The following is a 24,899-nucleotide window of genomic DNA, read 5'->3' as shown; positions in this document are numbered from 1 at the left end:
ATCATTATCAAATTTTGGGTAATCCGGTGACAAAATGCAAACATTATTTTAAAAACAGCAAGACTATTTTACTTTTGGTTTACCTTTCTCAAAATCGTCAATCGACAGATTAACTATCCTTTACCGGAAAGATAAATTAAGGGAGACAAAAAAGCCTGCTATCTTGCTGATTCAGAAAAAGAACGGTATTGATGTAACGCAATTATCGTAATGATACGTAAGCCGGAGAGAGGGAACAGTGCAGAAATGAGATGTGGATCGTGTCAGTTAAGGTGCAGAAAATAAAACGATGCGGTCAACGTATCCGCACCGTTTTATGTTGCCGGTTATACGCCGGCAACGGATCAGTTCTTTTTAAACGCCGTTTTAAAGGCTTTTATCTCTTGCAGGTGATGAGCGAGATCCTTAAATTTATGGCTCTGTGTCTCATCCCAGATGACATTATAGAATGGTGAAAGCGTATCAGCTGTCCGCTGGTTATCCAGCACCTCATCATTACGGGACAAAATCACCAGACAGTTCTGTTTATTCAGCTCACGGAAATCAGAAATGCACTTCGTCATGATGTCGAGGTACTCTTCCGGTCTGTCGATTTTACCTTCCATATTTTCATACGGAAACAGATTCGGGTTAATCATCACCTGACGGATACCGCACAGATAACCAATGCGCTCGGCCCAGAACGCTCCCAGTCCCACACCGGTGATAATGGCGGGGCCGTTACTCTGTTTCACGGCTTTATCCACTTCTGTCAGCAGATATTTCATGTCATAACGCGGGTGAAGCGTACTGTAACTGATAAAACGGACATCCGGATCAGCAAATTGTAACTGCATCACTTTTTCATGATTGCCCGGGCTGGTTGAATCAAATCCATGAAGGTAAATAATCATGCTTGCTCCTGCCATTGTTCATGTAATGCGGATAAGGTTTTGTTTGCCTGCTGCCAGCGATCACTGCGCTGTAATTCAGCTAAATCATAACCTTTCCCGCGATGATACAACTTATCAATACGTTGTGCCGTGATAACCGGCAAATTATCAAGGATTGATACCGCGCCATTGCGGTTATTACACACCAGGATCATGTCACAACCCGCATCCAGCGATGCCTGTCCGCGCTCTGCATAACTTCCCATAATCGCCGCCCCTTCCATTGACAGGTCATCCGAGAAAATAACACCGTCAAAACCGAGTTGCTGACGCAGAACAGATTTAAGCCAGTACGGTGAACCGCTGGCCGGGCGATCATCAATCTGCGTATAAATAACATGCGCGGGCATAACCGCATCCAGCAGACCGCGCTGAATAAATTCGCGGAAAATCGCCATATCTTTACCACGGATAAGCGCAGGATCTCTGTCATCCCGTGGTGTTTCTTTATGTGAGTCAGCACTGACCGCACCATGTCCCGGGAAGTGTTTACCGGTACTCGCCATTCCGGCATTGCGCATACCGCGCACAAAGCGCTCTGCCATTTGTGCGGCAATTTCACCATCTTCATGAAACGCCCGTGTGCCGATAGCGGCACTGCCGTGTCCCAAATCAAGCACTGGTGCAAAACTGATATCGATATCCATAGCGATCATTTCTGCCGCCATCAGCCAGCCGGCATCTTCTGCCAGTGCCGCACCGGTCAGCAGATCATTAAACTGCGCAAAAGATTGCGCCGCCGGCAGATGTGTAAACCCGTCTTTAAAGCGCTGAACCCGCCCGCCCTCCTGATCAACAGCAATGACCAGCCGGTTGTTACGGGTAGCTTCACGGATTTGCCGGGTCAGCTCACGCAGTTGTGCGGTATCGTGAAAATTGCGGGCGAACAGAATCAGTCCGCCGACTGAAGGGTGTTGCAGGATCTCGCGCTCTTCGCTGTCCAGCTCATACCCTTCAACATCTAACATTACAGGTCCCATGACGATACCCCTTTGTATTTATCTGATCCCGAGCGCTGTCATCAGCGGCGCTGAGTGTTGCAGAAACTGCGGATCGCCGGTATTCGCCCAACGACCCTCAAACCACATTAACATCATATAATCTGTCCGGCGCTGCCAGCGGCGGGTTTGCAGCAGCACACGCTGCGGACAGTGATAACCTGAATAATAACGCAGAAAAGTATTAATCAGCGGTACTGACCAGTTGTTTGCACGAAAAAGTGCAGAGAGGGACAGGCCAATATCGGTGTCGGCGGCATACTCCCAGTCAATCAGACTGAGCGTAGTACCTGAAATAATGAGATTGCCCGGATGGATATCCATGTGCGCAGGTGCGAGTTTCAGCGGATGCGGCTCCGGTAAGCGCATAAATGCACGGTGAACCGCCCGCCAGTGCGGCGTGAGACGGCGTTTATCCATCTGCTGATAATGGTGCTGTACCTGTGCTTTCAGCGGCAACCGGTAACCCGTTAACGGCTCTGCATGCAGACGGCTGACCAGCTCCGCCAGATGCGGCATAAAATCAGCCGACGCCATACGGATTGGTGCGGGTGTATCACCTTCAACTCTGTGTAATAACAACCAGCCATGACTATAGCCCGCCACATACGGAACAAATCCGCTGTGACGCAGCCTTGAAAGAATACGTGCTTCTTTCCTGCGGTTTACGCCCGGACCCGCACTGTGTGCGACCGGTGCCCGTCCGATAAGACGAATACCGGCTTGTTCAATACTGACACTTCCCTGCGTCAGCCCGGTCAGCGGGCGGATAATCCACCCGGCTGCGGGCAGCGCAGGAAAATGATCATGCAGACACTGCAATAACCCGCAGTTACTGCTCAAGCACCGCGTCCTTACCGGACCAGATAATTTCGCCGCTGACAACTGACATCAGCTGCATTTCCATCTGGCGGGCATCGCGGGTGCCGGTAACCACACTGTACAAGACATATTGTGCATTCAGATAGCGGGCAAGACCGATAGCTTTACTGCGCAGTGTCAGCGTATCGTTATCATCCATCCCGAGAACAGACATCGCGCTGGTGACCGCACCGGCAGGGATAACCGTCAGTACACCGGTTTTATTAATAGTGTTCATCAGCGCGCCGGTCGCCACATTGGTTTGCAGACTGCTGTTGGTTTTATTACCGATTTTATTAACCAGCAGTGTGCCGCCCTGTGTGAGACCGTCACTTTTCACCATCTGGTTTACAAGTGGTGTAATACTTTGTTCCCACTCAATTTTTTTCATTTTCGGCGGAACCGGCACAGTATCTGTCGGTGGCGGCGGTGGTGGCGTGGTGTCAACCGGTGGCGGAGTTACCGTATCAACCGGTACCGGCGGTGTCACCGGCGCAAGAGACGGACACCCGGCAAGCAGCCAGACGGAGGCAATCACACACAAAAGACGCTTCATCACAATTCTCCTGTTTTGCCGCTTATTTCGCTAACATCGGACCCAGATGCTGACCACCAAGCAGGTGCATGTGGATATGGTACACTTCCTGCCCGCCGTGGCGGTTACAGTTCATAATCAGACGGTAGCCGTCATCAGCAATGCCTTCCTGCTGTGCAATTTTTGCCGCTACCGTAATCATATGCCCCAGAACCTGCTCATCTGCTGGTGTGACATCATTTACTGTCGGAATAAGATGGTTGGGAATGATCAGAATATGGGTCGGCGCCTGCGGGGAAATATCACGGAATGCGGTGACGCTGTCATCCTGATAAACAATGTCAGACGGAATTTCGTGACGGATAATTTTACTGAAAATAGTTTCTTCGGACATAGTCTGCTCCTGTAATAATTCTTCTGTATCAGTGTATCCGGGTTTAGCGGACAGACACCTGAAACAAACGGCAAAAATTATCAGTGGTGATTTCAGCAAGCGCTTCAACGCTCACCCCTTTTAAAACAGCCATATACTCCGCCACATCACGCACATAAGCGGGCTGGTTCTCTTTTCCGCGGAACGGAACAGGCGCCAGATAAGGCGAATCTGTTTCCACCAGGATACGATCCAGCGGGACAATACGCGCCGCTTCGCGGATCTGTTCGGCATTACGGAAGGTCAGAATACCGGAAAATGAGATGTAAAAACCCTCATCCAGCAGTGCTGTGGCGGTTTCTTTATCTTCGGTAAAACAGTGTAACACGCCGCCGCAATCACCGGCCTGTTCTTCACGGATAATTGCCAGTGTATCTTCGCGCGCGTCACGGGTATGCACGATCACGGGTTTGTTTAATTCACGTCCGACGCGGATATGCTCACGGAATACATCTCGCTGTAATGCCGCATTTTCTTTCTGATAATAGTAATCCAGCCCGGTTTCGCCCAGTGCGAGTACACGCGGATCGGCTGCCAGTTCACGCAGCAGGGTGAAATCATACGGCTCATCCAGATTCAGCGGATGAATACCACAAGAAAACGCCACATTATCGCGCTCACCGATCAGCTCACGCATTTTTGTGTAACCGGGCAGGGTTGTCGCCACGGCGAGAGCATAATGCACATCGCGCTGTGCCGCTTTTTGCAGTACATCGTCCACACTTTCATGCAGTTTTTCGTAATCCAGGCAGTCAAGGTGGCAGTGGGAATCGACTAAAAACATAATAAACTCATTGGGTTGATAATGATGATGCAGAAAACAGTGTTTCCTGATGTAATAATTGTTCCACCAGCAGCAATTCATGATTAACGCCGGTGACCGTCAGCAGACGGTGACGGCAGGTCAGCCAGCTGTCTGCGGCTGCCAGTAAATGCGCACTGCTGTAACGCTCCGCCAGCAAAACGATAAGAGCGGTTTGATCCTGATTAAGACAGGCGGGAGCCATATTCTGCTGATATTTAACCGCATCCATCAGCAGTGTCACCAGCCAGTTGATGCGTTTTTCCGGCTCCTGATGGTTAACAGCAGACAGCAGTGATAAAAAATCACCGCTGTTTACCGCCTGTGAAAGCTGAGCAAACAGTGTCTGCCGGGCTACCCAGTCAGGTGTCATCAGTAAGTCACGCGCGGCTGCCGGTGCATTGTGACACAGGTTCAGCGCTGTTTGCCGGTCTGTGGCATCCGATTGCGGCAGTTCCCGTTGCAGCCATTGCAGCCCAGATGCAACCGGCGGTGTTGCCAGATGATACGCGAAACAGCGGCTGCGCAGTGTCGGCAGCAACAGATCAAGGCGCGGGCTTTGTAATACAAACCAGGTATTGTCCGTCGGCTCTTCGAGGGTTTTCAGCAGCGCATTGGCGGCAGCCTCTGTCAGCAACTCCGCCTGCGGAATATGCACCAGCTTCGCGCCGCTCAATTGTGAGCGGTCATACAACTTTTCGGTGATTGTGCGTACCGCATCAACCCCCAGCGAGTTTTTGCCTTTTTCCGGCTGCAACAGATAAAAATCGGGATGAGAGCCTGCCAGCATCAGTTTACAACTGTGGCATTCCCCGCAACTTTTGATACCTTCAGGACGCTGACACATACGCAGACGCGTCAGGGCATACGCCAGTTCATCTGTTCCGGTGCCCGCAATACCATACAGCAACAGAGCATGGTGCCCCTGACCGGAGAGCCATGCCGTCGCTAACTGACGGTAAACAGGATTGAGCCACGGATACCAGTTCATTACGCCTCTTTCTGCTTCTGCTGTAAGAGCCAGTGCTGTAATGCGTTGCGGATAGATTGATGTACGTTATCCATTGATTGCGATGCATCAATCGTCACAATACGCGGATCCGCCGCTGCCAGTTCCTGATAACGCACCCTGGTGCGCCGGAAGAAATCCAGTGACTCCTGCTCGATTCTGTCCAGTTCGCCACGGCTGCGCGCGCGCGCCAGACCAATTTCCGGCGGCAGGTCAAGATACAGGGTGAAATCCGGGTAAAAATCGCCCAGTACCGTATCGCGCAATGACGTCATCAGTTGGCGGTCGATGCCGCGCCCGCCGCCCTGATAGGCCTGGGACGAGAGATCATGACGATCGCCGATAACCCACTGCCCGCGCGCCAGTGCCGGTTTAATCACATTGTCTGTCAGTTGGATACGGGCAGCGTATAACATCAGAACTTCCGCTTTGTCCGTAACGGTTTCACCGTCAATACCCTCTTTAATCAGCGTGCGCAGTTTTTCTGCCAGCGGTGTACCGCCGGGTTCGCGGGTATACACCAGGTCTGTAATTCCCTGTTCATGCAGGGTATCCACAATTGCCTGACGAGCAGTCGTTTTCCCTGCTCCCTCAAGCCCTTCAATTACAATAAATTTGCCCGTCATGGTTTTTTTAATCCGCTGCGGTAATCAGCAACTGCGCGGTTGTGATCCCGTAATGTTGAAGTAAATACATGTCCGCCTTTGCCGTCTGCAACAAAGAAGAGATAATCAGTGGTATCCGGTTTTGCCGCCGCATCCAGTGATGCACTGCCCGGCATGGCAATCGGTGTCGGCGGCATGCCGTCAATCTGATAGGTGTTATAAGGAGTCACACGTGCAAGGTCACTGCGGTAAATCGTTCCCTGATAACGCTCGCCCATACCATAAATCACCGTCGGATCTGTTTGCAGACGCATTTTCAGGCGCAAACGGTTCATAAAGACCGATGCCACTTTTTTGCGCTCGCCATCCACCCCGGTCTCTTTTTCAATCAATGAGGCCATAATCAGCATTTCATAAGGTGTCGCATAGGGTAAATCGGTATTGCGGGTTTTCCAGGCAGCGGCAAGCCGGGTCTCCATCTGCTGATGCGCCCTTTTCAGAATATCCGCATCTTCCGTCCCGGCAGTATAGAGATAGGTATCCGGATAAAAACGTCCTTCCGGATTGCTGCCTGCCGGTAATCCCAGCATGTCGGTCAGTTTATCCGCAGGGAGATCCGCCAGTGTTTGTTTAAGATAAGGCGCATCCGCCAGGATTTTCTGCCAGTCCGACAGCTTGCTGCCCTCGACAAAACGGATACTGAACTGCGCTTCTTTACCACTGACAAACAAACGCAGCATATCGCGGACGGTCATGTCCGGTGTCAGGCGGTAAGTCCCTGCTTTAATTTTTGCCAGCTCCGGCTCCAGTTGCAGTAACCAGGCGTAATTCTGTGACGCCGGAATAATCCCGCTTTCCGCCAGTTTTTTCTCCAGCGCAACACGTCCGGTTCCCGGGGAAATCGTAAAAATGGTCTCTTCTCTGATCATGATTTTTTGTTCTGAGAAGGCTTCAGTCTGATGATAAAAATAGTACGCCACACCGCCCGCTATTGCGACCAGTGCTAAAAGAGTGACAAGAATAATCCGTGTTTTTTTCATCAGTAATATACTCTGTGTGATCAGTCTGATGCCGCCGTGCAATGGGGCTGAAGATACATAAATAATGAGCGGGATGTATAATACCGGTGGTTATCACAATCAAAGCGGATATCGTTAACCGGCATCACCGGCATTAATGCATTACACATAATCACTTCGTCGGCACCTGCCAGTACCTGCGGATAACGCGCTGTTTCATAACAACGGTAAGGGCTGTTTTTCAGCACATCCATAATATGTGCCCGCATAACACCTGCCACACCGGCGTTTGCCAGTGACGGTGTAAAAACCTCGTCGCCGCAACGCCAGAACAGATTGGCACTGCACCCTTCCGTCAGAATGCCCGACACATCCGTGACAAGCGCTTCGTCGGCCTGCTGCTGCGCCACATACTGACGGATAAGCACCTGCTCCAGCCGGTTCAGATGTTTAAGACCGGCAAGATGAGGATTGATACCCAGCGATACAGGGCTTTTCACCACAGACAGCCCGGTTTCCCGCAGTGTTGCATAGTTGTCCGGATACGCCGAGAGGATAAGGATCACAACCGGGGGTGTTTCAGCCCGTAAATAGCCGCGCCCCTGCTCTCCGGCACTGATAATCACTTTGAGTACCGCATCCGTGCTACCTTCAGCCGCCTGTATGATCCATGAGGTCAGAAGCGTGTCATCAACATCCGCCAGCCCCAGCCGTGCGGTGCTGTCGTGCAGACGTTGCAGATGGCGGGTCAGCAACACAGGTTTGCCGTCCGCAATACGCATGGTGGTAAAACAGCCGTCACCGAACTGCACACTGCGATCAGCAATAGCGAGAGTGTCGCACGGGACACCATTGACCAGGTATTTTGTCTGTTGTGTCATAGCCAACTTATTGTTTTACCGCTTATTATATAACCGGAACTTTGCATCTGAACAGAACTGTATCATATACCCTTATTCATTCAAACTGCAGGTTCATTGGCTGCCCTCAGATAGCCGCCTGCCTGCAACTTGAATGACGTTGGGTATAGTACAATGGTGTTTTTGTGCAAAATACCGCTGATATCGTTCAGTCTCTGTGAGACAGGCAAAAAAAAAGCGCCACCGGCGCTTTTTTTCTGACGGAATAGCTTACATCTTACGGAAAATCAGGGAACCGTTGGTGCCGCCGAAACCGAAAGAGTTACAAAGAACATATTCCATACCTTCCACTTTGCGGGCTTTATTCGGCACAAAGTCGAGTTTGCAGACAGCATCATCCTGATTATCCAGGTTGATGGTCGGCGGAACAATCTGGTCACGCAGGGACAGAATCGTAAAGATCGACTCAACCGCACCTGCCGCACCCAGTAAATGTCCGGTCATGGATTTAGTGGAACTGACCAGAACAGATGTTCCCTTGCCAAATACCGCTTCAACAGCGCGGGCTTCTGCCACATCACCCGCAGAGGTTGATGTGCCGTGTGCATTAATATAGCCAATCTGGTCAGCGGATAATTTCGCATCCTGCAACGCATTGGCCATTGCCAGCGCTGCACCTTCACCGTTTTCCGGTGGTGATGTCATGTGATAAGCATCGCTGCTCATCCCGAAACCAACCAGTTCCGCATAAATTTTCGCACCGCGTTTTTTCGCGTGCTCATACTCTTCCAGCACCAGCATTCCGGCACCATCACCCAGTACGAACCCGTCGCGATCTTTGTCCCACGGACGGCTTGCCGTCTGCGGGCTGTCATTATTAGTGGATAATGCACGGGCAGCACCAAACCCTGCCACACCTAATGGTGTGCTGGCTTTTTCAGTTCCGCCTGCGACCATCACATCTGCATCACCGTACGCGATAATCCGCGCCGCATGACCGATATTATGAACACCGGAAGTACAAGCTGTGGCAATCGAGATACTCGGGCCACGCAGACCGTAGATAATGCTCAGATGCCCTGCGACCATATTAATAATCGTCGACGGCACAAAAAACGGGCTCACTTTACGTGGTCCGCCATGATTGAGAAAATTACAGTTTTCTTCAATCAGTCCGAGACCACCAATACCAGAACCAATCGCAGCACCGATACGCGTTGCATTGGCTTCTGTTACTTCAATTCCGGAGTCTGTCATTGCCTGAATACCGGCAGCAACACCATATTGAATAAAGAGATCCATTTTCCGTGCATCTTTGCGCGAAATATTGAATTCTTCGTGATTGAAGTCTTTCACCATACCTGCGAACTTTGTCGCATGATTCGTGGTGTCAAAATGTTCAATCAGGCTGATACCACTCTGTCCGGCACACACAGCATCCCATGATGATTCAACTGTATTACCGACAGGAGATAACATGCCCAGTCCGGTCACGACTACACGACGCTCAGACACGCTGATCCTCCAGGGAGGGAAAATAAAAAGGATAAACAACATAGGCGGTCGGGTGACCGCCTGGATATGAGGTTTGCTTATTTGCCTGCGTTACCATTAACGTAGTCAATAGCAGCCTGTACAGTTGTAATTTTTTCTGCTTCTTCGTCTGGGATTTCGATGTCGAACTCTTCTTCCAGAGCCATCACCAGCTCAACTGTGTCGAGAGAATCAGCGCCTAAGTCATCAACGAATGAAGCTTCGTTTTTTACTTCTTCCTCTTTAACACCCAGTTGTTCAACGGTGATTTTCTTAACACGTTCTTCGATAGCGCTCATACTATTAAATTTCCTATCAAAACTCGCTATATGCGATGGTTTTCGTAGTTTATAAAATACAGGAAAAGATGCAACCCAATCCCGGCTGGTCTAACCAAATAATTGCTTATTTTTGTGTATTTCCACACAAAATCAGCAAATGGTCAGCTCAAACATTAAATCATGTACATGCCACCATTGACATGCAATGTCTCGCCTGTAATGTAAGCCGCTTCATCAGAAGCTAAGAAGGCTACAGCACTGGCAATCTCGTCAGCATCACCTAAACGGTTCGCAGGAACCTGAGATAAAATGCCTGCGCGCTGGTCTTCTGTCAATGCACGGGTCATATCTGTTTCGATAAAACCTGGTGCAACAACATTGACGGTGATACCGCGCGACGCGATTTCGCGGGCGAGTGATTTACTAAAACCAATCAGCCCGGCTTTCGCCGCCGCATAGTTAGCCTGTCCCGCGTTCCCCATCGTTCCGACAACAGAACCGATAGTGATAATACGACCATAACGTTTTTTCATCATGGAACGCATAACCGCTTTGGACAGACGGAAGATTGATGAAAGATTGGTGTCCAGGATATCCTGCCACTCATCCTCTTTCATACGCATCAGCAGGTTGTCACGCGTGATACCTGCATTATTAACCAAAATATCGATTTCGCCAAATTCCGCACGAATTTTTTCTAATACCTGGTCAATGGATGCGCTGTCCGTCACGTTCAGGGCAAAACCTTTACCCTTTGCGCCTAAGTATTCACTGATAGCAGCCGCACCGCTTTCGCTGGTCGCTGTACCAATGACTGTTGCACCGCGTGCAACTAATTTTTCCGCGATTGCACGGCCTATTCCGCGGCTTGCGCCGGTAACAAGGGCAATTTTTCCTTCAAAGCTCATCTCAGCCTCAGCGATTTTCAAGAGCTGTCGTTAATGATGCCATATCATTGACAGCGGATGATGTTAATGTTTTCACAATACGCTTGGTCAGTCCTGTCAGAACTTTACCCGGGCCTGCTTCCAGCAGATCTTCAACATCCTGTGCGGCCATAAACTCAACAGTTTCTGTCCAGCGGACCGGATTGAAAAGCTGACGGACTAATGCATCACGAATTGCGTCGGCGGATGTCTCTATCTTAACATCAACATTGTTCACAACCGAAAAGTTTGGTGTATTAAATGTGATATTTTTTAGCGCAACGGCTAATTTTTCAGCAGCGGGCTGCATTAATGCACAATGTGACGGTACACTGACCGATAATGGCAGCGCACGTTTTGCACCAGCTTCTTTACATAATACCCCGGCACGTTCAACCGCGTCTTTTTCACCGGCGATAACAACCTGGCCCGGTGAGTTAAAGTTAACCGGGGAAACAACCTGCCCCTGAGCCGCGTCTTCACACGCTTTGGCAATCGCATCATTATCCAGACCAATGATCGCGTACATTGCGCCCACCCCGGCCGGAACGGCTTCCTGCATCAGGCGTCCGCGTAATTCGACCAGTTTGATGGCTTCTTTAAAATCAATCACCCCGGCACACACCAGTGCAGAATATTCACCCAGCTGTGACCTGCCATCAGTGCCGGCATCGCGCCGTTATTTTCCTGCCAGACACGCCAGACAGCAACAGAGGCTGCTAACAGTGCAGGCTGAGTCTGCCAGGTTTTATTCAGTTCATCTTCAGGCCCGTTCTGCACGAGTGCCCATAAATCATAGCCCAGTTCAGCGGATGCTTCGGCAAATGTTGCCTGAACGACCGGAAAGTGTGCAGCCAGTTCAGCCAGCATACCCACAGACTGAGAGCCCTGACCGGGAAATACCATTGCGTATACAGACATGAATTATCTTCCTGAAAAATTAAAAACGAATTAAAGCAGAACCCCAGGCAAAACCACCGCCGAAGGCTTCAATCAGAATCAGCTGACCACGTTTAATGCGCCCGTCACGGACGGCTTCATCAAAGGCAGTCGGAACAGAGGCAGCGGAGGTGTTTCCGTGACGATCGAGCGTCACAACCACTTTATCCATGCCCATGTTTAATTTTTTCGCAGTCGCCGTAATAATACGCAGATTTGCCTGATGCGGTACCAGCCAGTCTAATTCTGATTTATCGATATTGTTAGCGGTCAGTGCTTCTTCAACCACATTCGCCAGTTCGCGGACCGCCACGCGGAACACTTCGTTACCTGCCATTGTCAGGTACGCCGGTTTCTCACTATCTTTACGATCTTTATTCGGTAATGTCAGCAAATCGCCGTAACGACCGTCAGCATGTAAATGCGTGGATAAAATGCCCGGCTCTTCTGAGGCTTCCACCACAAATGCACCGGCACCATCACCAAAGAGAATGACTGTTCCGCGATCCTGTGGATCCAGCGTTTTTGCCAGCACATCAGAACCAATTACCAATGCTTTTTTCGCCATACCGGTTTTAATAAACTGATCGACTACGCTGATGGCGTAGCTGAAACCGGCACAGGCCGCTGCCACATCAAATGAAATGCAGGTATCAATACCCAGCAGATGCTGAATTTCACAGGCTGCACTCGGGAAGCCATGTGTTGATGATGTGGTGCCGACAACGATAAGATCAATATCATTTACCGCAATTCCGGCCATATCCAGCGCATTCAGTGCGGCCTGATGACCCATAGTGACAACAGTTTCATCATCACCGGCCAGGCGGCGCTCGCGGATACCTGTACGGGAAACAATCCATTCATCAGAGGTGTCGACCATTTTTTCCAGATCTGCATTAGAACGGATCTGTGCAGGAAGATAGCTCCCGGTTCCTAAGATTTTTGTATACATATTAGTTAGTTACTCTTGGATGATGCCATAGCGAGACGTGCAGCTATCCGTTCAGGGACTTGCTTTTCAACCGTTTGTACCGCAAGTGCGATAGCTGCGTTGAATGCATTTATATTCGCGGCACCATGACTTTTAATCACAATACCACGTAATCCTAACAGAGAAGCACCGTTATACTGGTCGGGGTTCAGGTGACTGAAACGTTTATTCAGCCATTTGGTTACCGCTTTCTTCACGACTTTCTTAACTATTCTATACAACCAGGATGAAGATTTACCTTCATTCTGTGATTTAAACATAGAAAGGATCACACGTATAACCCCTTCCATTGTTTTGAGGGTAACATTACCCGCGAAGCCGTCACACACCAGAACATCGGTTTTACCGGTCAGCAGTTCATTACCCTCTGCATAACCAATATAGTTGATTTCCGGCATTTCTTTTAAAACGGCGGCGGCTTCGCGGATAGTGTCCGGCCCTTTGGTCTCTTCTTCCCCGATATTGAGAAGTGCGACCCGCGGGTTTTTAATCCCCGCAATATCTTCAGCCATCACCGATCCCATCACCGCGAACTGTACCAGCATTGCACTGCTGCATTGCGGGTTTGCGCCTAAATCCAGCAAAACAGTTTTTGTTTTTATCTGGTTCGGCACAACTGTCATCAGTGCAGGTCGCTCAATACCGTCAATGGATTTGAGCATCAGTTTAGCCAGTCCCATCAATGCACCGGTGTTGCCGGCACTGACGCACGCGCCAGCCTCTCCGCTTTTAACCAGCTCAAGTGCTGTACGCATTGATGTTCCTTTACTCTGGCGGATAGCCTGAGACGGTTTTGCATCATTTGCGACAGTCTGATAAGCAGGGATCACCCGCAGACGACTGAGTAGCTCAGCATCCTGGTGTGCAAGCAGAGGAGAGATAGAATCAGGGTGCCCGACCAATAGTAAGGTGAGCTGCGGATTAGATGCCAGTGCCTGCAACGAGGCAGGCACTGTGACGCGGGGGCCAATATCCCCGCCCATGGCATCTAACGCAATGGTTAGATTAGTCAAGATATCAACGTGCCCGGAGGCAGCAGATTACTTGTTGATTACCTTGCGACCACGGTAGTAACCATCAGCGGTCACGTGGTGACGAAGATGAGTTTCACCTGAGGTTTTGTCAACAGAAACCAGAGTTACTGACAGAGCGTCATGAGAGCGACGCATACCACGTTTAGAGCGAGTTGGTTTATTTTGTTGTACGGCCATTGACCTTACTCCTTAATATTACTTTTCTTTAAGCTGGCTAATGCGGCAAAAGGATTCGGCTTTTCAACTTCCTCTGGAAGTTTACCAAAAACTTTCTCCGCGTCGGACACTTCACAGTGTTCAGATTCATGTACCGGAACCACGGGCAAAGAAAGAATTAACTCATCTTCAATCATTGCCAGTAAATCTGTTTCACCAAAATCATTTACGTCAATTGGCTCATACTCTTCCGGTAATGCCTCAGCCTTTTCGTCACTGGTGACAGGGCTGAAACAATACGTTGCGCGGACATGAAGCGGGAAGATGTTACCACAACGCTGACACTCAAGTGAAACATCAACTTCTGCTGTTCCCTTAATCACTGCCAGACGCTGAGGATCGATTTCAAACCGCAAATCAACATCAACATCGCTGTCCACACTGGCCACTGATTCCGCTAACCGCGTAACCTGCTCAGGTGTATAACACCCCTGGTAATCCAGTCGCTTCTGCGCGGTACGTTTTGCATCAATGGTCAGAGGTAATTTTATCTTTTGCATAAGGCGCGCATCTTATATTTGTAAGACGATTTAGTCAAAGAAAATATAGAAAGCAAAAAAGGCGATAACCTGCCCTTCCCGCTAAAAATACACTCAATAAGCGGCGCATAGTTTAGAATGAGTCTATTACTTTTACCACGTTTTTCCGGGATATTTATGACATCACTGGTTTTAGCCTCAACATCACCTTACCGCAAAGCTCTGCTGGAGAAGCTCGGCATTCCTTTTGTGACCGGCTCTCCTGACATAGACGAGACACCGGTGCCCGGCGAGGAACCACAGGCACTGGTCATGCGCCTTGCCCGTGAAAAAGCCCGCGCACTGGCGTCAGCACACCCTGACAGTTTAATTATCGGCTCCGATCAGGTGTGCGTACTGGATGGCGAAATAACCGGCAAACCACATCATTACGACGCGGCCTTTACACAGCTGCGCAAAGCCTCCGGCCAATGTATTACGTTTTATACCGGCCTTTGCCTGTATAACAGCGCCACCGGCCTCGATCACACATTATGTGAACCTTACTTTGTTCATTTCCGTACACTGGATGATGATGAAATCCGGGCTTATCTGCTCGCAGAAACACCGTATCAGTGCGCAGGAAGCTTTAAATCAGAAGGATTAGGAATCGCCTTATTTAAAAAACTGCAGGGAGATGACCCTAATACACTGGTAGGATTACCCTTGATCCGCCTGACGCAATTATTAATACAGGCCGGATCTCACCCATTACGAGTCTCCCGGTAAATCCTGTTTCCGGGGCATTCTCTGACTTTTTAAGGATCTGACATGAAATGGAAAATGACCGCTGTAGCAACTGCTGCCCTGGTATTCAGCGCCGCAGGTTTTGCTGCATCGCCTTCACTGGCTGACAAAACAACATTTGTTGCTAACTGTTCGAAGGAGGCCATTGCCAATCTGAAAAACCCGGATAACCGCAGTAAAGTTCCGGCAGTATGCGAATGTGTGTATGACAAAGCGGCAGCAAAATTCGGTACCAAAGGGCTGACAAAGCTCGATGACCAGATCCGCAAAGGGCAGCAATTATCAGAACAGGATTCTCAGGCGATTGGTGAGATTGCACAGAGCTGCACAACCGATATTATTGACGTCCCTGCAAAGTAGGTTGTCAGAACCGGAAACCCGGCTGATAAACCTGCGGTAACGGGCCGGGACAGGCAATAAGATGATTTTCCCGCCCGTTATCACGCAGTCACCGGCAAACAGTGCCGGTGGATTTTATTTTTCCTGCTTACCACGCAGTATGGTCAGGCAATGGCGCAGTTTCGGGTCGATCGGTGCCTGCAGATGCATTTTCTCCCCGGTTGCCGGATGCGTGAACACGAGTGCTGCCGCATGCAAAAACAGGCGGTTCAGCCCTGTACCTTTCAGTTGCTCATCAAACTGGCTGTCGCCGTAACGGTTATCAAAGGCAATCGGATGACCGGCATGCAACGTGTGTACGCGAATCTGATGTGTCCGCCCCGTGACCGGGCTTGCTTTCACTAGTGTCGCATGTTCAAAGCGCTCTTCCACTTTAAACCGGGTTTCTGATGGTTTCCCTTCTGCACTGACTTTCACCACACGTTCACCGCTTTGCAGAATATTTTTAAGCAACGGCGCCTGAACCGACTTAACCGTCGCCTGCCACTGCCCGCGCACCAGCGCCAGATAATCTTTCTGCATCTGTTTCAGGCGCAGTTGTTCATGGAGCGCGCGCAATGCAGAGCGCTTTTTCGCAATAAGCAGGATCCCGGAGGTATCGCGGTCAAGGCGATGGACCAGTTCCAGGAACCGGGCATCAGGGCGCAGCGCCCGCATAGCCTCAATCACACCGAAACTCAGACCACTGCCGCCGTGAACAGCGGTGCCTGCCGGTTTGTTGATAACCAGGATATGGTCGTCTTCATAGATAACGCAATCTGCCAGTACCGCGACTTTATCCAGTTTTGCCGACACGGGAGCGGCGTTTGATTCTGCCACACGCACCGGCGGAATACGGACACTGTCACCTTCCGCTAATTTGTATTCCGGTTTGATCCGGCCTTTATTCACCCGCACCTCACCTTTGCGGATAATGCGGTAAATCATGCTTTTCGGCACCCCTTTCAGGCGGGCGAGCAGAAAATTATCAATGCGTTGTCCGGCTTCATCATCGCTTACAACAACGAAATGAACGGCTAAATTATCAGTTTTCATGAAACGGGGGGCTATCCTCTGAACTGTTGCACCGTCACCCGGTATTGCTCCGGTGAAACAGGCGGCAAATGTGCGTCAATGTTTTACACGGTTATTTTCCCATTTTTTTCAGGAAAAGACCAAAGATTAACGCCATTAACAAATTTCTGCACAATTTTGATTAAAACATGCAATGTCGCCTTGCTATCACCACGCCAGCAATGGAATAATGCATACGCCGATATTGGCAAAACAGAAATTTTATATTTGTCTGACCGATGAAAACGCTGCAATGGCATAAGACGTTATTTCCGGTCAGATAATCAGCGGGCTGCGGGTTGCAGCTTACCGGGCCGGTATCACGTATAAACGTGATTTTCTGCCGGCAAAGAGAATTTCAGAATAAGACTGAACCTCACCGACACAATTTGCACCTCTATACGATCGACAGCCGGGAGGCTGACGGTGCGGTAAAAGCCACGAGGTCATCGGTTCCGGTAGCAACAAGATTGCCCGCAGCGCACTAACTAAATGAAAAAATTGAGTAACTTATAATGAAAAGAATGTTAATCAACGCAACTCAGCAAGAAGAGTTGCGTGTTGCCCTCGTTGACGGGCAACGGCTGTATGATCTGGATATCGAAAGTCCCGGTCACGAACAAAAAAAAGCAAACATCTATAAAGGGAAAATCACCCGTATTGAACCGAGTTTAGAAGCTGCTTTTGTTGACTATGGCGCTGAGCGTCACGGTTTTCTTCCTATCAAAGAAATTGCCCGCGAGTATTTTCCCGCTAATTACCACGCATCCGGTCGCCCTAATATCAAAGATGTCCTGAGAGAAGGTCAGGAAGTCATTGTTCAGGTTGATAAAGAAGAGCGCGGTAATAAAGGTGCTGCACTTACCACTTTTATCAGCCTTGCCGGGAGCTATCTGGTTTTAATGCCGAATAACCCGCGTGCGGGGGGAATTTCCCGCCGTATCGAAGGTGATGATCGTACTGAGCTGAAAGAAGCCCTTTCCGCGCTGGATATTCCTGAAGGCATGGGGCTTATCGTCCGTACCGCAGGTGTGGGTAAATCCGCTGACTCCCTGAGATGGGATCTGGAATACCGTGTCAAGCACTGGGAAGCCATCAAAGCGGTATCAGAAAGCCGCCCGGCTCCTTTCCTTATCCATCAGGAAAGTAATGTTATCGTCCGTGCGTTCCGTGATTATCTGCGCCCGGACATCGGTGAAATCCTCATCGATAATCCTAAAATTCTGGAACTGGCACGCAAACATATCACGGCTATCGGCCGTGCTGATTTCGTCAGTAAAATTAAGCTGTACCAGGGCGAAGTGCCGCTGTTCAGCCACTACCAGATCGAGTCACAGATTGAATCCGCTTTCCAGCGTGAAGTCCGTCTGCCGTCAGGCGGTGCTATTGTTATCGATACCACCGAAGCCCTGACCGCCATTGATATTAACTCCTCCCGCTCAACGCGCGGTGGTGATATCGAAGAAACGGCCTTTAACACCAACCTCGAAGCGGCAGATGAAATTGCCCGTCAGCTGCGTCTGCGTGACCTCGGCGGTCTGATTGTTATCGATTTTATCGATATGACCCCCGTGCGCAATCAGCGTGAAGTTGAAAACCGGATGCGCGAAGCCGTTCGTCAGGATCGCGCCCGTATTCAGATCGGCCGTATTTCCCGTTTCGGTTTACTGGAAATGTCCCGCCAGCGTCTCAGCCCGTCACTGGGTGAATCAAGCCACCATGTGTGTCCGCGATGCAGCGGAACCGGGACTGTGCGTGACAATGAATCACTGGCGCTCTCTATTCTGCGTCTGATTGAAGAAGAAGCGCTGAAAGAGAATACCCATCAGGTTCATGCCATCGTGCCGGTACCGGTTGCCTCCTATCTGCTGAATGAAAAACGTCAGGCAGTCAGTGCAATTGAAACCCGTCAGGCCGGTGTCAGTGTCATTATTGTACCGAACAACCACATGGAAACGCCTCACTTCAATGTCGTGCGTGTCCGTAATGGTGAAGAGATCGGAACACTGAGCTATCGCTTACCGGAGAAATACGAAGCCGAAGCCGCAGCCGGTGAAGAAGAAGAAACCCAGGAACGCCGCGAACCTGAACAGCCGGCAATTAATGCATTTGCAATTACCGCTGATGGCCCTGCACCGACACCGTCCGCGCCATCCCGTAAACAGGAAATCAAGCGCGATAACCGTCAGACAGATAAAGCCGCTGCCTCTTCCGAAGGTGGATTCTTCAGCCGTTTATTCAAAAAACTGTTCGGATCTGAACCGGTTGCAGTTGAAGAAGCACCGGCACAGAAAGAGACAAAACAAACTAACGATAATAACCGCCGTGGTGGTAATGATCGTAATAAACAGCGCCGTAACCGCCGTGATCGTAATGGTGACCGTCCTGAACGCGGGGAGCGCACTGAACGTGCCGGTAGCCCGGAGCGTACAGAGCGCCCTGACCGTCCGGAACGCGCTGCCGGTGAATCCCGTAACAAGCGTGATCGTGATACGGTAAATGAGCCGCGTAAACCACGCAACCAGAACACACCGGAAGAAGAACTGACACCGGAAGCACTGGCCGCCCGCGAAGCACAGCAGCAGTTACGCCGTGATCAGCGTGCAGAACGTCAGCGCCGCCGTCAGGAAGAGAAACGCACCCAAACGCAGGATGAGAAAACACTTTCCGCCCAGCAGGCAGATCAGGATGCGCTCAACAGTGACGGTAATTCCGAAGATGATGATGCACCGACACCGGTTCGTACACGTCGTACACGCCGTCAGTTAACCGGCTCTGTCCGTGTGACTGATAATGCGACATCTGTTGCACCTGCTGCACCCGTTGTTGCTGCGCTAACACCGGCAGTTCCGGCTGTTATTGATGCCACACCTGTTGTCGCACAGACAGCTGAAACTGAAGCGCCTGTCTCTGCGGATGCTGCCGGTGATGAAGCACACAGTGACAATATGCTGCCACGCCGCTCCCGTCGCTCTCCGCGCCATCTGCGCGTGAGTGGTCAGCGTCGCCGCCGTTACCGCGAAGACCGTCAGCTGACTCAGTCACCGGTTCCGCTGGAAATGGCGGTGTTCTCCCCTGAGCTTGCGTCCGGCAAAGTGTGGATCCAATATCCGGTGGTAACACCTGCTGCAGAATTTGTTCCTGTCGAAGATATTCAGGTCGATACCACAGATACTGCTGATACCATCGCACCTGTTGCCGAAACAGCAATCGTTGCACCGGTTGTGACTGATGTTGTGGCAAATGAAGCAGAAACAACGGTTATAACAGAGCAGTTCACGCTCACTGTTGCCTCAGAAACCCCGCAGACCTCTGTATCTGAGCCGGTTATTGCTGAACCTGTTATCTCTGAGCCTGTTGTTGCTGAAACTGTTGTTGCTGAATCTGTTGTCGCTGAACCTGTTGTTACTGAACCTGTCGCTGTTGAACCGGTGATTGCTGATGTGGCGCAAGTGGTGGTGACGATTGCGAAAGACACCGTTTCTGACGTGGCTGAACAGACTGTGGCCGCAGAAACCCGTGTTGTACAGGCAATTGCTGCTGCCCCTCAGGTAACTGAAACAGCCGCTGTCGTGGTTGCAGTTGCGGTGCAGGCTGGTCGTCATGCATCTTCAGGGATGACAAAGGCACCGGCTCCGGCTGCTGCCGGTGAAGCATTTGCGATTGTGGAATATCAGCGTGAAGCGCGTGAAGATTATCAGGCGCATGGCGCCGGTGCTCACGCCGCAACAAATCACGCCTCTTCCGGCGCGACAAAAACAATGCTCTGATTTATTTATCGGACAGTTAAATGGCTCCCCCGGGAGCCATTTTTTTATCCTGATTTTCAGGCGAAAAAAAACCGCGAATATCATTATTCACGGTTTCCGCTATCAGGACTGAACGATTACTTAATATCTTTAATATCGCCCATCGCTTTCAATTCTTTCGAGATTTCACGACGCTCTCTTGATAAATCAGCATTTTTAATAATGTACTCATCCACACGATCTTCATAGTCACCCCGCATATTTGCGATGATGGCCTGAATATCGTCAATGGACATTCCCGGCTTAATGTATTCACTCAGGTTATCAAGCAGAAGCACTCGTTTCTGGTTATCACGGATTTTCTTTTCGTTGTCAGTTATTTCACGCAGTATCTTATTTTTACGGCGAAACATACGAACGAACTCCAGGACATTGTGAAAGGAAGGCTTGGTTGTGTTGTCCATTATTCTACCCTTAGTCATATCTGAAATGTGATTCATTAAACAATACAGGTTAACCACGGCTGCCGACAAGTGATTCTGCCGATTTTATCCGGTTTTGTTCAGTGTAGCGTATTTATCAGCGGAATTGTTTCAGCAGATGCGATATGGATAAAAAAAAACCTTATTATGCTCAATTATGCTTTTGTTGCCTGCCGGATGTTAATGCACCATGAACATCGGTTGAAATTGGTAATTTCCCTCCGATTTGCTACCCTGTAGCCCATAATGAATCAGACAGCGGGTGTAAACAGTGTCTTCTGCACAATTTTTCTTTCATGACTACGAAACCTTCGGACAAGATCCCGCCGGTGACCGCCCTGCACAGTTTGCCGGTGTCCGCACTGACAGTGAATTTAATATTATCGCAGAGCCGGTGATTGCTTACTGCGCACCGGCTGATGATTACCTGCCTGATCCGGTTGCCGTCATGATAACCGGGATAACACCACAGGAAGCGCTGCAAAAAGGTGTGAATGAAGCGCAGTTTGCCAAACTCATCCATGATACCTTTACACAACCTGATACCTGTATTCTGGGTTACAACAGTATTCGTTTTGATGATGAAGTCACCCGTAATATTTTTTACCGGAATTTTTACGATCCCTACGCTTACAGCTGGATGAACCACAATTCCCGCTGGGATCTGATTGATATCACCCGCGCCTGCTATGCTCTGCGTCCGGACGGCACAAACTGGCCGGAAAATGATGAAGGGCTGCCAAGCTTCAGACTCGAACACCTGACCAAAGCGAACGGCATAGCCCATGAGAATGCGCACGATGCTATGGCGGATGTGTATGCCACTATCGCCATGGCAAAACAGCTCAGAGGCGCACAGCCGCGCCTGTTTGATTACTTTCTGGCACTGCGCGATAAACGTAAACTCTCTGCCCTGATTGATATTCCCGCAATGACGCCTCTGGTGCATGTATCCGGTATGTTTGGTGCCATCCGCGCCAACACCAGCCTGGTCGCACCGCTGGCGTGGCATCCGGATAACCGCAACGCTGTGATTATGTGTGACCTCGCCGGCGACCTGACGCCGCTGCTGACGCTGGATGCCGATACTCTGCGCGAGCGCCTGTACACCCGCCGTGATGAACTGCCGTCGGGTGAGTCCCCGGTACCGCTCAAACTTGTTCATATCAATAAGTGTCCGATCCTGGCGCCGGAAAACACCCTGCGCCCGCAAGATGCACAACGCATCGGGCTGGATAAAGACGCCTGCGCCCGCAATGCTCAATTGCTTTTACAGCATCCGGAAATCCGTGAAAAAGTGGTTGCCGTATTTGCAGTCGCGCGGGAATACCCGGCCGGAAATGATGTGGATCGCATGATTTATCAGGGCTTTTTCAGTGATGCTGATAAAGCCGCTATGACCATTATCCGCGAAACTGACCCGAAAAATCTGCCGGCACTGGCACTGTCATATCAGGATGCGCGTCTGCCGGAGCTGTTATTCCGTTACCGCGCCCGCAATTTTCCGGGAACCCTGGATGAAAGCGAGCAACAGCGCTGGCTGGCACATCGCCGTGAGGTGTTTAACCCGGAGAATTTAACCCGTTATTTTGCACGGATCGGGGAAATGATGCAGGAATATCAGCATGATGAGCAGAAAACTGAATTGCTGAAAAAATTGGTACAGTATGCACAGCACCTGGCTGAATAATCAATATATCCTTATTCATTCAAACTGCAGGTTCGTTGGCGGAACGATACCCGCCGGGCTAACTGCCCGGCGGTTCAGCACTCAGGATTTTTGCCCGGTATAGAACACCCGGCACAGAGATTCTTTGTATTTAGGGCAAACTATCACCGTCCGTGTGCGGCTTTCCTGATCCCGTCCGGTTTCTTTCAGCACCCCTTTCGTTATCAGTGAATCCGCACTGCTGTGCTTAATGCCGATGCTGACATTCTCTTCACGCGCATTGAGAATATAAACAATCAGTGCCCGCTCATCAGAACTGAGATTATGAAGAACCACCGATTTATGGCATTTTACAGGAGCCGTCTTGCCAAACGCATTTTTGAGTCTCTTAAACATAATAACCAATAAATAAGAAGAAAAGCCGATTATAGTGAAATTATATCCACATTAACATTACCGATTTATACGCGATAGTGACAAAAAAATCCGGTCACGTAACCGCAACCGGATTGCTGTCTTCAGATATATTCTGTTACGGCTGGTGATCCCCGCAGCCGCACCCTTCATGCCCTTCACCCCAGAATTTTAATTTGCTGGTTTTTCCAAGCCCGGGGTTCATGGTATTGGTCGGATCTGTTGCTTTATAGAATGCTTTTAATTGTGGTTTGGCTTTATAGATATGACCAACATTGTGCTCTGCCGGGTATTCTGCTCCGCGCGCATTGAGGATCTTAAGCATCTCTTCTTTCAGCGCATGCGGATCAACGCCTTTCTTCACAATATAATCCTGATGAAAAACATGACATAAAAAGTGTCCGTAATACAATTTATGTACCAGTTTATCTTCAATTTCCGGCGGCAGCTGCTCCAGCCACACGCGGTCGTTGCGCCGCAGCGCAATATCCAGTGCCAGAATATCTTCCACTTTCTGACTGTTTACCGCGTGATAGCGGATTGCGGCTCCTGCTGCCACAAAGCGGTGTAAAAAGGCATCCGCACCCTCTTTGGCATCACATTCGAAAAATGCACCATCGGCTGAATCAAAAAAACCGCTCAGCCACTGACGCGCTTCATCAATGCCGTCTCCTGACATTTTCAGCATCAGATGGTGTTCGTATTTCTCATGATACTCTTCCATCCGCCGTGGCAGGTGATTTGGCCACAAGTGGCTCAGCATCTGCATTGTTCTGTCAATAAAGTGCTTCGGCAGGAACGGGATTTTATTACAGACCGCATCCATCCGCCCTTTGATGGTAAACAGTTTCGGCATTTTATCCGTACCGAGTTTATCGATCATCAGGAAACTGTCTTTGCCGTACACTTTCGCGATGTCATAACATTCGCGGTGCATATATTCACCGGCAACCGGCAGATGAGTGAAATCAGCAAGAATATGGCGGCGGATATCTTCCAGCACATCCGGTGTATTTGTGCCGATATAAAATACTTTGCTTTCACCCTGTGACGGGAACGTATCAAGGCGCACAGCAAACACTACCAGTTTCCCGGCGCACCCGGAGGCTTCAAACAGACGCCGCTCATCGGCATTGAAACGCGAAGGTGTATCCGCATCCACATCACGGATGCGCTGCTGATAATCGGGATCAGATGCCGGTTTATCCGTGCTTTCAATATCTTCATCTCTGTACTGCCGGTTTTCCAGGCAGTTTAATATCGCTTCCGGCGACGAGCCTAATTCGATACCGAGATGATTAACTAATTCGGCTTTGCCGTCTGCACTGACACGTCCGTACAATGCCAGCTCGGTATAAGCGGGCCCGCGCTGAACCAGTGAACCACCGGAGTTATTACAAATTCCGCCGACCACAGACGCCCCGATACAGGATGAACCAATCACAGAATGCGGCTCACGCCCCAGCGGTTTCAGCACTTTTTCCAGATGCCACAATGTGCTGCCCGGCAACGCAACCACCTGCTGCTGCTTTGACAACACCTGAATTTTATCCAGCCGCAGTGTACTGATAATAACAATATCGCGGTCATAATCTTCGCCGCTTGGTGTGGAGCCTTCTGTCAGACCGGTATTCGCGGCCTGCATAATCACAATTTTATCTGCCTCAACGATGGCCTTAAATACCTGCCACAGTTCATACAGCGATCCCGGGAAAACCACGGCCAGCGCACTTCCCTCACCGGAACGAAAGCCTTTACGATAGCGCTCCGTTTTATGCGGCTCAGTCAGAATATGCTTGTGACTCACAATATCCGTCATCACCTGAATGAGCTGTTTGTTGTCAGGCTCCCGGCTGTCGTTCATGGTTTTTCCCCTGTCAGATTAATTGTT

The 24,899-nt window shown here is 50.1% G+C and carries 25 protein-coding genes and 1 pseudogene; 4 read left to right on the top strand and 22 right to left on the bottom strand.

What is annotated here, in order from left to right:
- Positions 1–344 precede the first annotated feature (344 nt).
- The 18 genes and pseudogenes from ycfP to yceD all read right to left on the bottom strand — a co-directional run bounded on the left by ycfP (position 345) and on the right by yceD (position 14,477).
- Positions 345–893 carry an alpha/beta hydrolase YcfP gene (ycfP, locus tag AYY17_RS19345; protein ID WP_067426493.1) on the bottom strand — a complete coding sequence of 183 codons (549 nt, stop codon included), beginning with the start codon at positions 891–893 and terminating at the stop codon, positions 345–347.
- Positions 890–1,912 (bottom strand): beta-N-acetylhexosaminidase, encoded by a 1,023-nt coding sequence (gene nagZ / locus AYY17_RS19340; protein WP_067426490.1) that lies wholly within the window; start codon positions 1,910–1,912, stop codon positions 890–892. Before nagZ ends, ycfP begins: the two co-directional genes overlap by 4 nt.
- A gap of 18 nt (positions 1,913–1,930) precedes the next feature.
- Positions 1,931–2,773: a phosphotransferase gene (locus tag AYY17_RS19335; RefSeq protein WP_067426487.1), complete on the bottom strand. Its 843-nt coding sequence runs from the start codon at positions 2,771–2,773 to the stop codon at positions 1,931–1,933.
- Complete coding sequence (lpoB, locus tag AYY17_RS19330; RefSeq protein WP_067426481.1) at positions 2,763–3,347, bottom strand: penicillin-binding protein activator LpoB; 585 nt, start codon at positions 3,345–3,347, stop codon at positions 2,763–2,765. Before lpoB ends, AYY17_RS19335 begins: the two co-directional genes overlap by 11 nt.
- Before the next feature lie 22 nt (positions 3,348–3,369).
- Positions 3,370–3,720: a purine nucleoside phosphoramidase gene (gene hinT, locus AYY17_RS19325; RefSeq protein WP_067426476.1), complete on the bottom strand. Its 351-nt coding sequence runs from the start codon at positions 3,718–3,720 to the stop codon at positions 3,370–3,372.
- A 43-nt stretch (positions 3,721–3,763) separates the two neighbouring features.
- Positions 3,764–4,543: a metal-dependent hydrolase gene (locus AYY17_RS19320; RefSeq protein ID WP_067426474.1), complete on the bottom strand. Its 780-nt coding sequence runs from the start codon at positions 4,541–4,543 to the stop codon at positions 3,764–3,766.
- A gap of 7 nt (positions 4,544–4,550) precedes the next feature.
- Entirely contained in the window at positions 4,551–5,552 is a 1,002-nt protein-coding gene (holB, locus tag AYY17_RS19315) for a DNA polymerase III subunit delta' (RefSeq protein WP_067426471.1), read from the bottom strand.
- The gene (gene tmk, locus AYY17_RS19310) at positions 5,552–6,196 is read right to left on the bottom strand and encodes a dTMP kinase (RefSeq protein ID WP_067426469.1); all 645 of its coding nucleotides are present in this window, start codon (positions 6,194–6,196) and stop codon (positions 5,552–5,554) included. Before tmk ends, holB begins: the two co-directional genes overlap by 1 nt.
- On the bottom strand, positions 6,193–7,215 hold the full coding sequence (gene mltG, locus AYY17_RS19305; RefSeq protein ID WP_067426467.1) for an endolytic transglycosylase MltG: 1,023 nt from the start codon (positions 7,213–7,215) through the stop codon (positions 6,193–6,195). The genes tmk and mltG overlap by 4 nt, the downstream gene beginning before the upstream one ends.
- Before the next feature lie 20 nt (positions 7,216–7,235).
- Positions 7,236–8,075: an aminodeoxychorismate lyase gene (gene pabC, locus AYY17_RS19300; RefSeq protein WP_067426466.1), complete on the bottom strand. Its 840-nt coding sequence runs from the start codon at positions 8,073–8,075 to the stop codon at positions 7,236–7,238.
- A gap of 249 nt (positions 8,076–8,324) precedes the next feature.
- On the bottom strand, positions 8,325–9,569 hold the full coding sequence (gene fabF / locus AYY17_RS19295) for a beta-ketoacyl-ACP synthase II (protein WP_067426465.1): 1,245 nt from the start codon (positions 9,567–9,569) through the stop codon (positions 8,325–8,327).
- A gap of 77 nt (positions 9,570–9,646) precedes the next feature.
- Complete coding sequence (gene acpP / locus AYY17_RS19290) at positions 9,647–9,886, bottom strand: acyl carrier protein (protein ID WP_067402743.1); 240 nt, start codon at positions 9,884–9,886, stop codon at positions 9,647–9,649.
- Positions 9,887–10,041: 155 nt separating this feature from the next.
- Positions 10,042–10,776: a 3-oxoacyl-ACP reductase FabG gene (fabG, locus tag AYY17_RS19285; RefSeq protein ID WP_067402746.1), complete on the bottom strand. Its 735-nt coding sequence runs from the start codon at positions 10,774–10,776 to the stop codon at positions 10,042–10,044.
- Between the two features lie 7 nt (positions 10,777–10,783).
- A pseudogene (gene fabD, locus AYY17_RS19280) lies at positions 10,784–11,715 on the bottom strand (ACP S-malonyltransferase).
- Positions 11,716–11,734: 19 nt separating this feature from the next.
- On the bottom strand, positions 11,735–12,688 hold the full coding sequence (locus tag AYY17_RS19275; RefSeq protein WP_067426463.1) for a beta-ketoacyl-ACP synthase III: 954 nt from the start codon (positions 12,686–12,688) through the stop codon (positions 11,735–11,737).
- 5 nt (positions 12,689–12,693) lie between these two features.
- The gene (gene plsX, locus AYY17_RS19270) at positions 12,694–13,740 is read right to left on the bottom strand and encodes a phosphate acyltransferase PlsX (protein ID WP_082981456.1); all 1,047 of its coding nucleotides are present in this window, start codon (positions 13,738–13,740) and stop codon (positions 12,694–12,696) included.
- A gap of 27 nt (positions 13,741–13,767) precedes the next feature.
- Entirely contained in the window at positions 13,768–13,938 is a 171-nt protein-coding gene (rpmF, locus tag AYY17_RS21395; RefSeq protein WP_074401108.1) for a 50S ribosomal protein L32, read from the bottom strand.
- Positions 13,939–13,943: 5 nt separating this feature from the next.
- Positions 13,944–14,477: a 23S rRNA accumulation protein YceD gene (gene yceD, locus AYY17_RS19265; protein ID WP_067402757.1), complete on the bottom strand. Its 534-nt coding sequence runs from the start codon at positions 14,475–14,477 to the stop codon at positions 13,944–13,946.
- 156 nt (positions 14,478–14,633) lie between these two features.
- Here yceD and AYY17_RS19260 point away from each other — a divergent pair, with 156 nt between their 5' ends.
- The gene (locus AYY17_RS19260; RefSeq protein WP_067426460.1) at positions 14,634–15,224 is read left to right on the top strand and encodes a Maf family protein; all 591 of its coding nucleotides are present in this window, start codon (positions 14,634–14,636) and stop codon (positions 15,222–15,224) included.
- Positions 15,225–15,266: 42 nt separating this feature from the next.
- On the top strand, positions 15,267–15,602 hold the full coding sequence (locus tag AYY17_RS19255) for a hypothetical protein (protein ID WP_067426458.1): 336 nt from the start codon (positions 15,267–15,269) through the stop codon (positions 15,600–15,602).
- 114 nt (positions 15,603–15,716) lie between these two features.
- Here the strand turns inward: AYY17_RS19255 and rluC are convergent, their stop codons facing one another.
- Positions 15,717–16,676 (bottom strand): 23S rRNA pseudouridine(955/2504/2580) synthase RluC, encoded by a 960-nt coding sequence (gene rluC, locus AYY17_RS19250; RefSeq protein WP_067426457.1) that lies wholly within the window; start codon positions 16,674–16,676, stop codon positions 15,717–15,719.
- A gap of 533 nt (positions 16,677–17,209) precedes the next feature.
- Between rluC and rne the strand changes: the two genes are divergently transcribed.
- The gene (gene rne / locus AYY17_RS19245) at positions 17,210–20,464 is read left to right on the top strand and encodes a ribonuclease E (RefSeq protein WP_067426455.1); all 3,255 of its coding nucleotides are present in this window, start codon (positions 17,210–17,212) and stop codon (positions 20,462–20,464) included.
- A gap of 116 nt (positions 20,465–20,580) precedes the next feature.
- Here the strand turns inward: rne and tmaR are convergent, their stop codons facing one another.
- Positions 20,581–20,907 (bottom strand): PTS system regulator TmaR, encoded by a 327-nt coding sequence (tmaR, locus tag AYY17_RS19240; protein WP_067361089.1) that lies wholly within the window; start codon positions 20,905–20,907, stop codon positions 20,581–20,583.
- Positions 20,908–21,196: 289 nt separating this feature from the next.
- On the opposite strand from tmaR, the gene sbcB reads away from it, so the two are divergent.
- Positions 21,197–22,615, top strand: coding sequence for an exodeoxyribonuclease I (gene sbcB, locus AYY17_RS19230; protein ID WP_067426450.1), 1,419 nt, complete (start codon positions 21,197–21,199; stop codon positions 22,613–22,615).
- A gap of 81 nt (positions 22,616–22,696) precedes the next feature.
- Here the strand turns inward: sbcB and AYY17_RS19225 are convergent, their stop codons facing one another.
- Both AYY17_RS19225 and dld read right to left on the bottom strand, forming a co-directional pair.
- A complete protein-coding gene (locus AYY17_RS19225) occupies positions 22,697–22,990 on the bottom strand; it encodes a hypothetical protein (RefSeq protein WP_067402773.1) in 294 nt (97 codons plus the stop codon).
- 136 nt (positions 22,991–23,126) lie between these two features.
- Positions 23,127–24,872, bottom strand: a complete 1,746-nt coding sequence (gene dld / locus AYY17_RS19220) for a D-lactate dehydrogenase (protein WP_067426448.1) — start codon at positions 24,870–24,872, stop codon at positions 23,127–23,129.
- Positions 24,873–24,899 lie beyond the last annotated feature (27 nt).

Origin of the sequence: Morganella psychrotolerans, from assembly GCF_001676055.1 — a bacterium.
Lineage (GTDB): Bacteria > Pseudomonadota > Gammaproteobacteria > Enterobacterales > Enterobacteriaceae > Morganella > Morganella psychrotolerans_B.
This window is presented reverse-complemented; position numbering and strand designations above follow the sequence as displayed.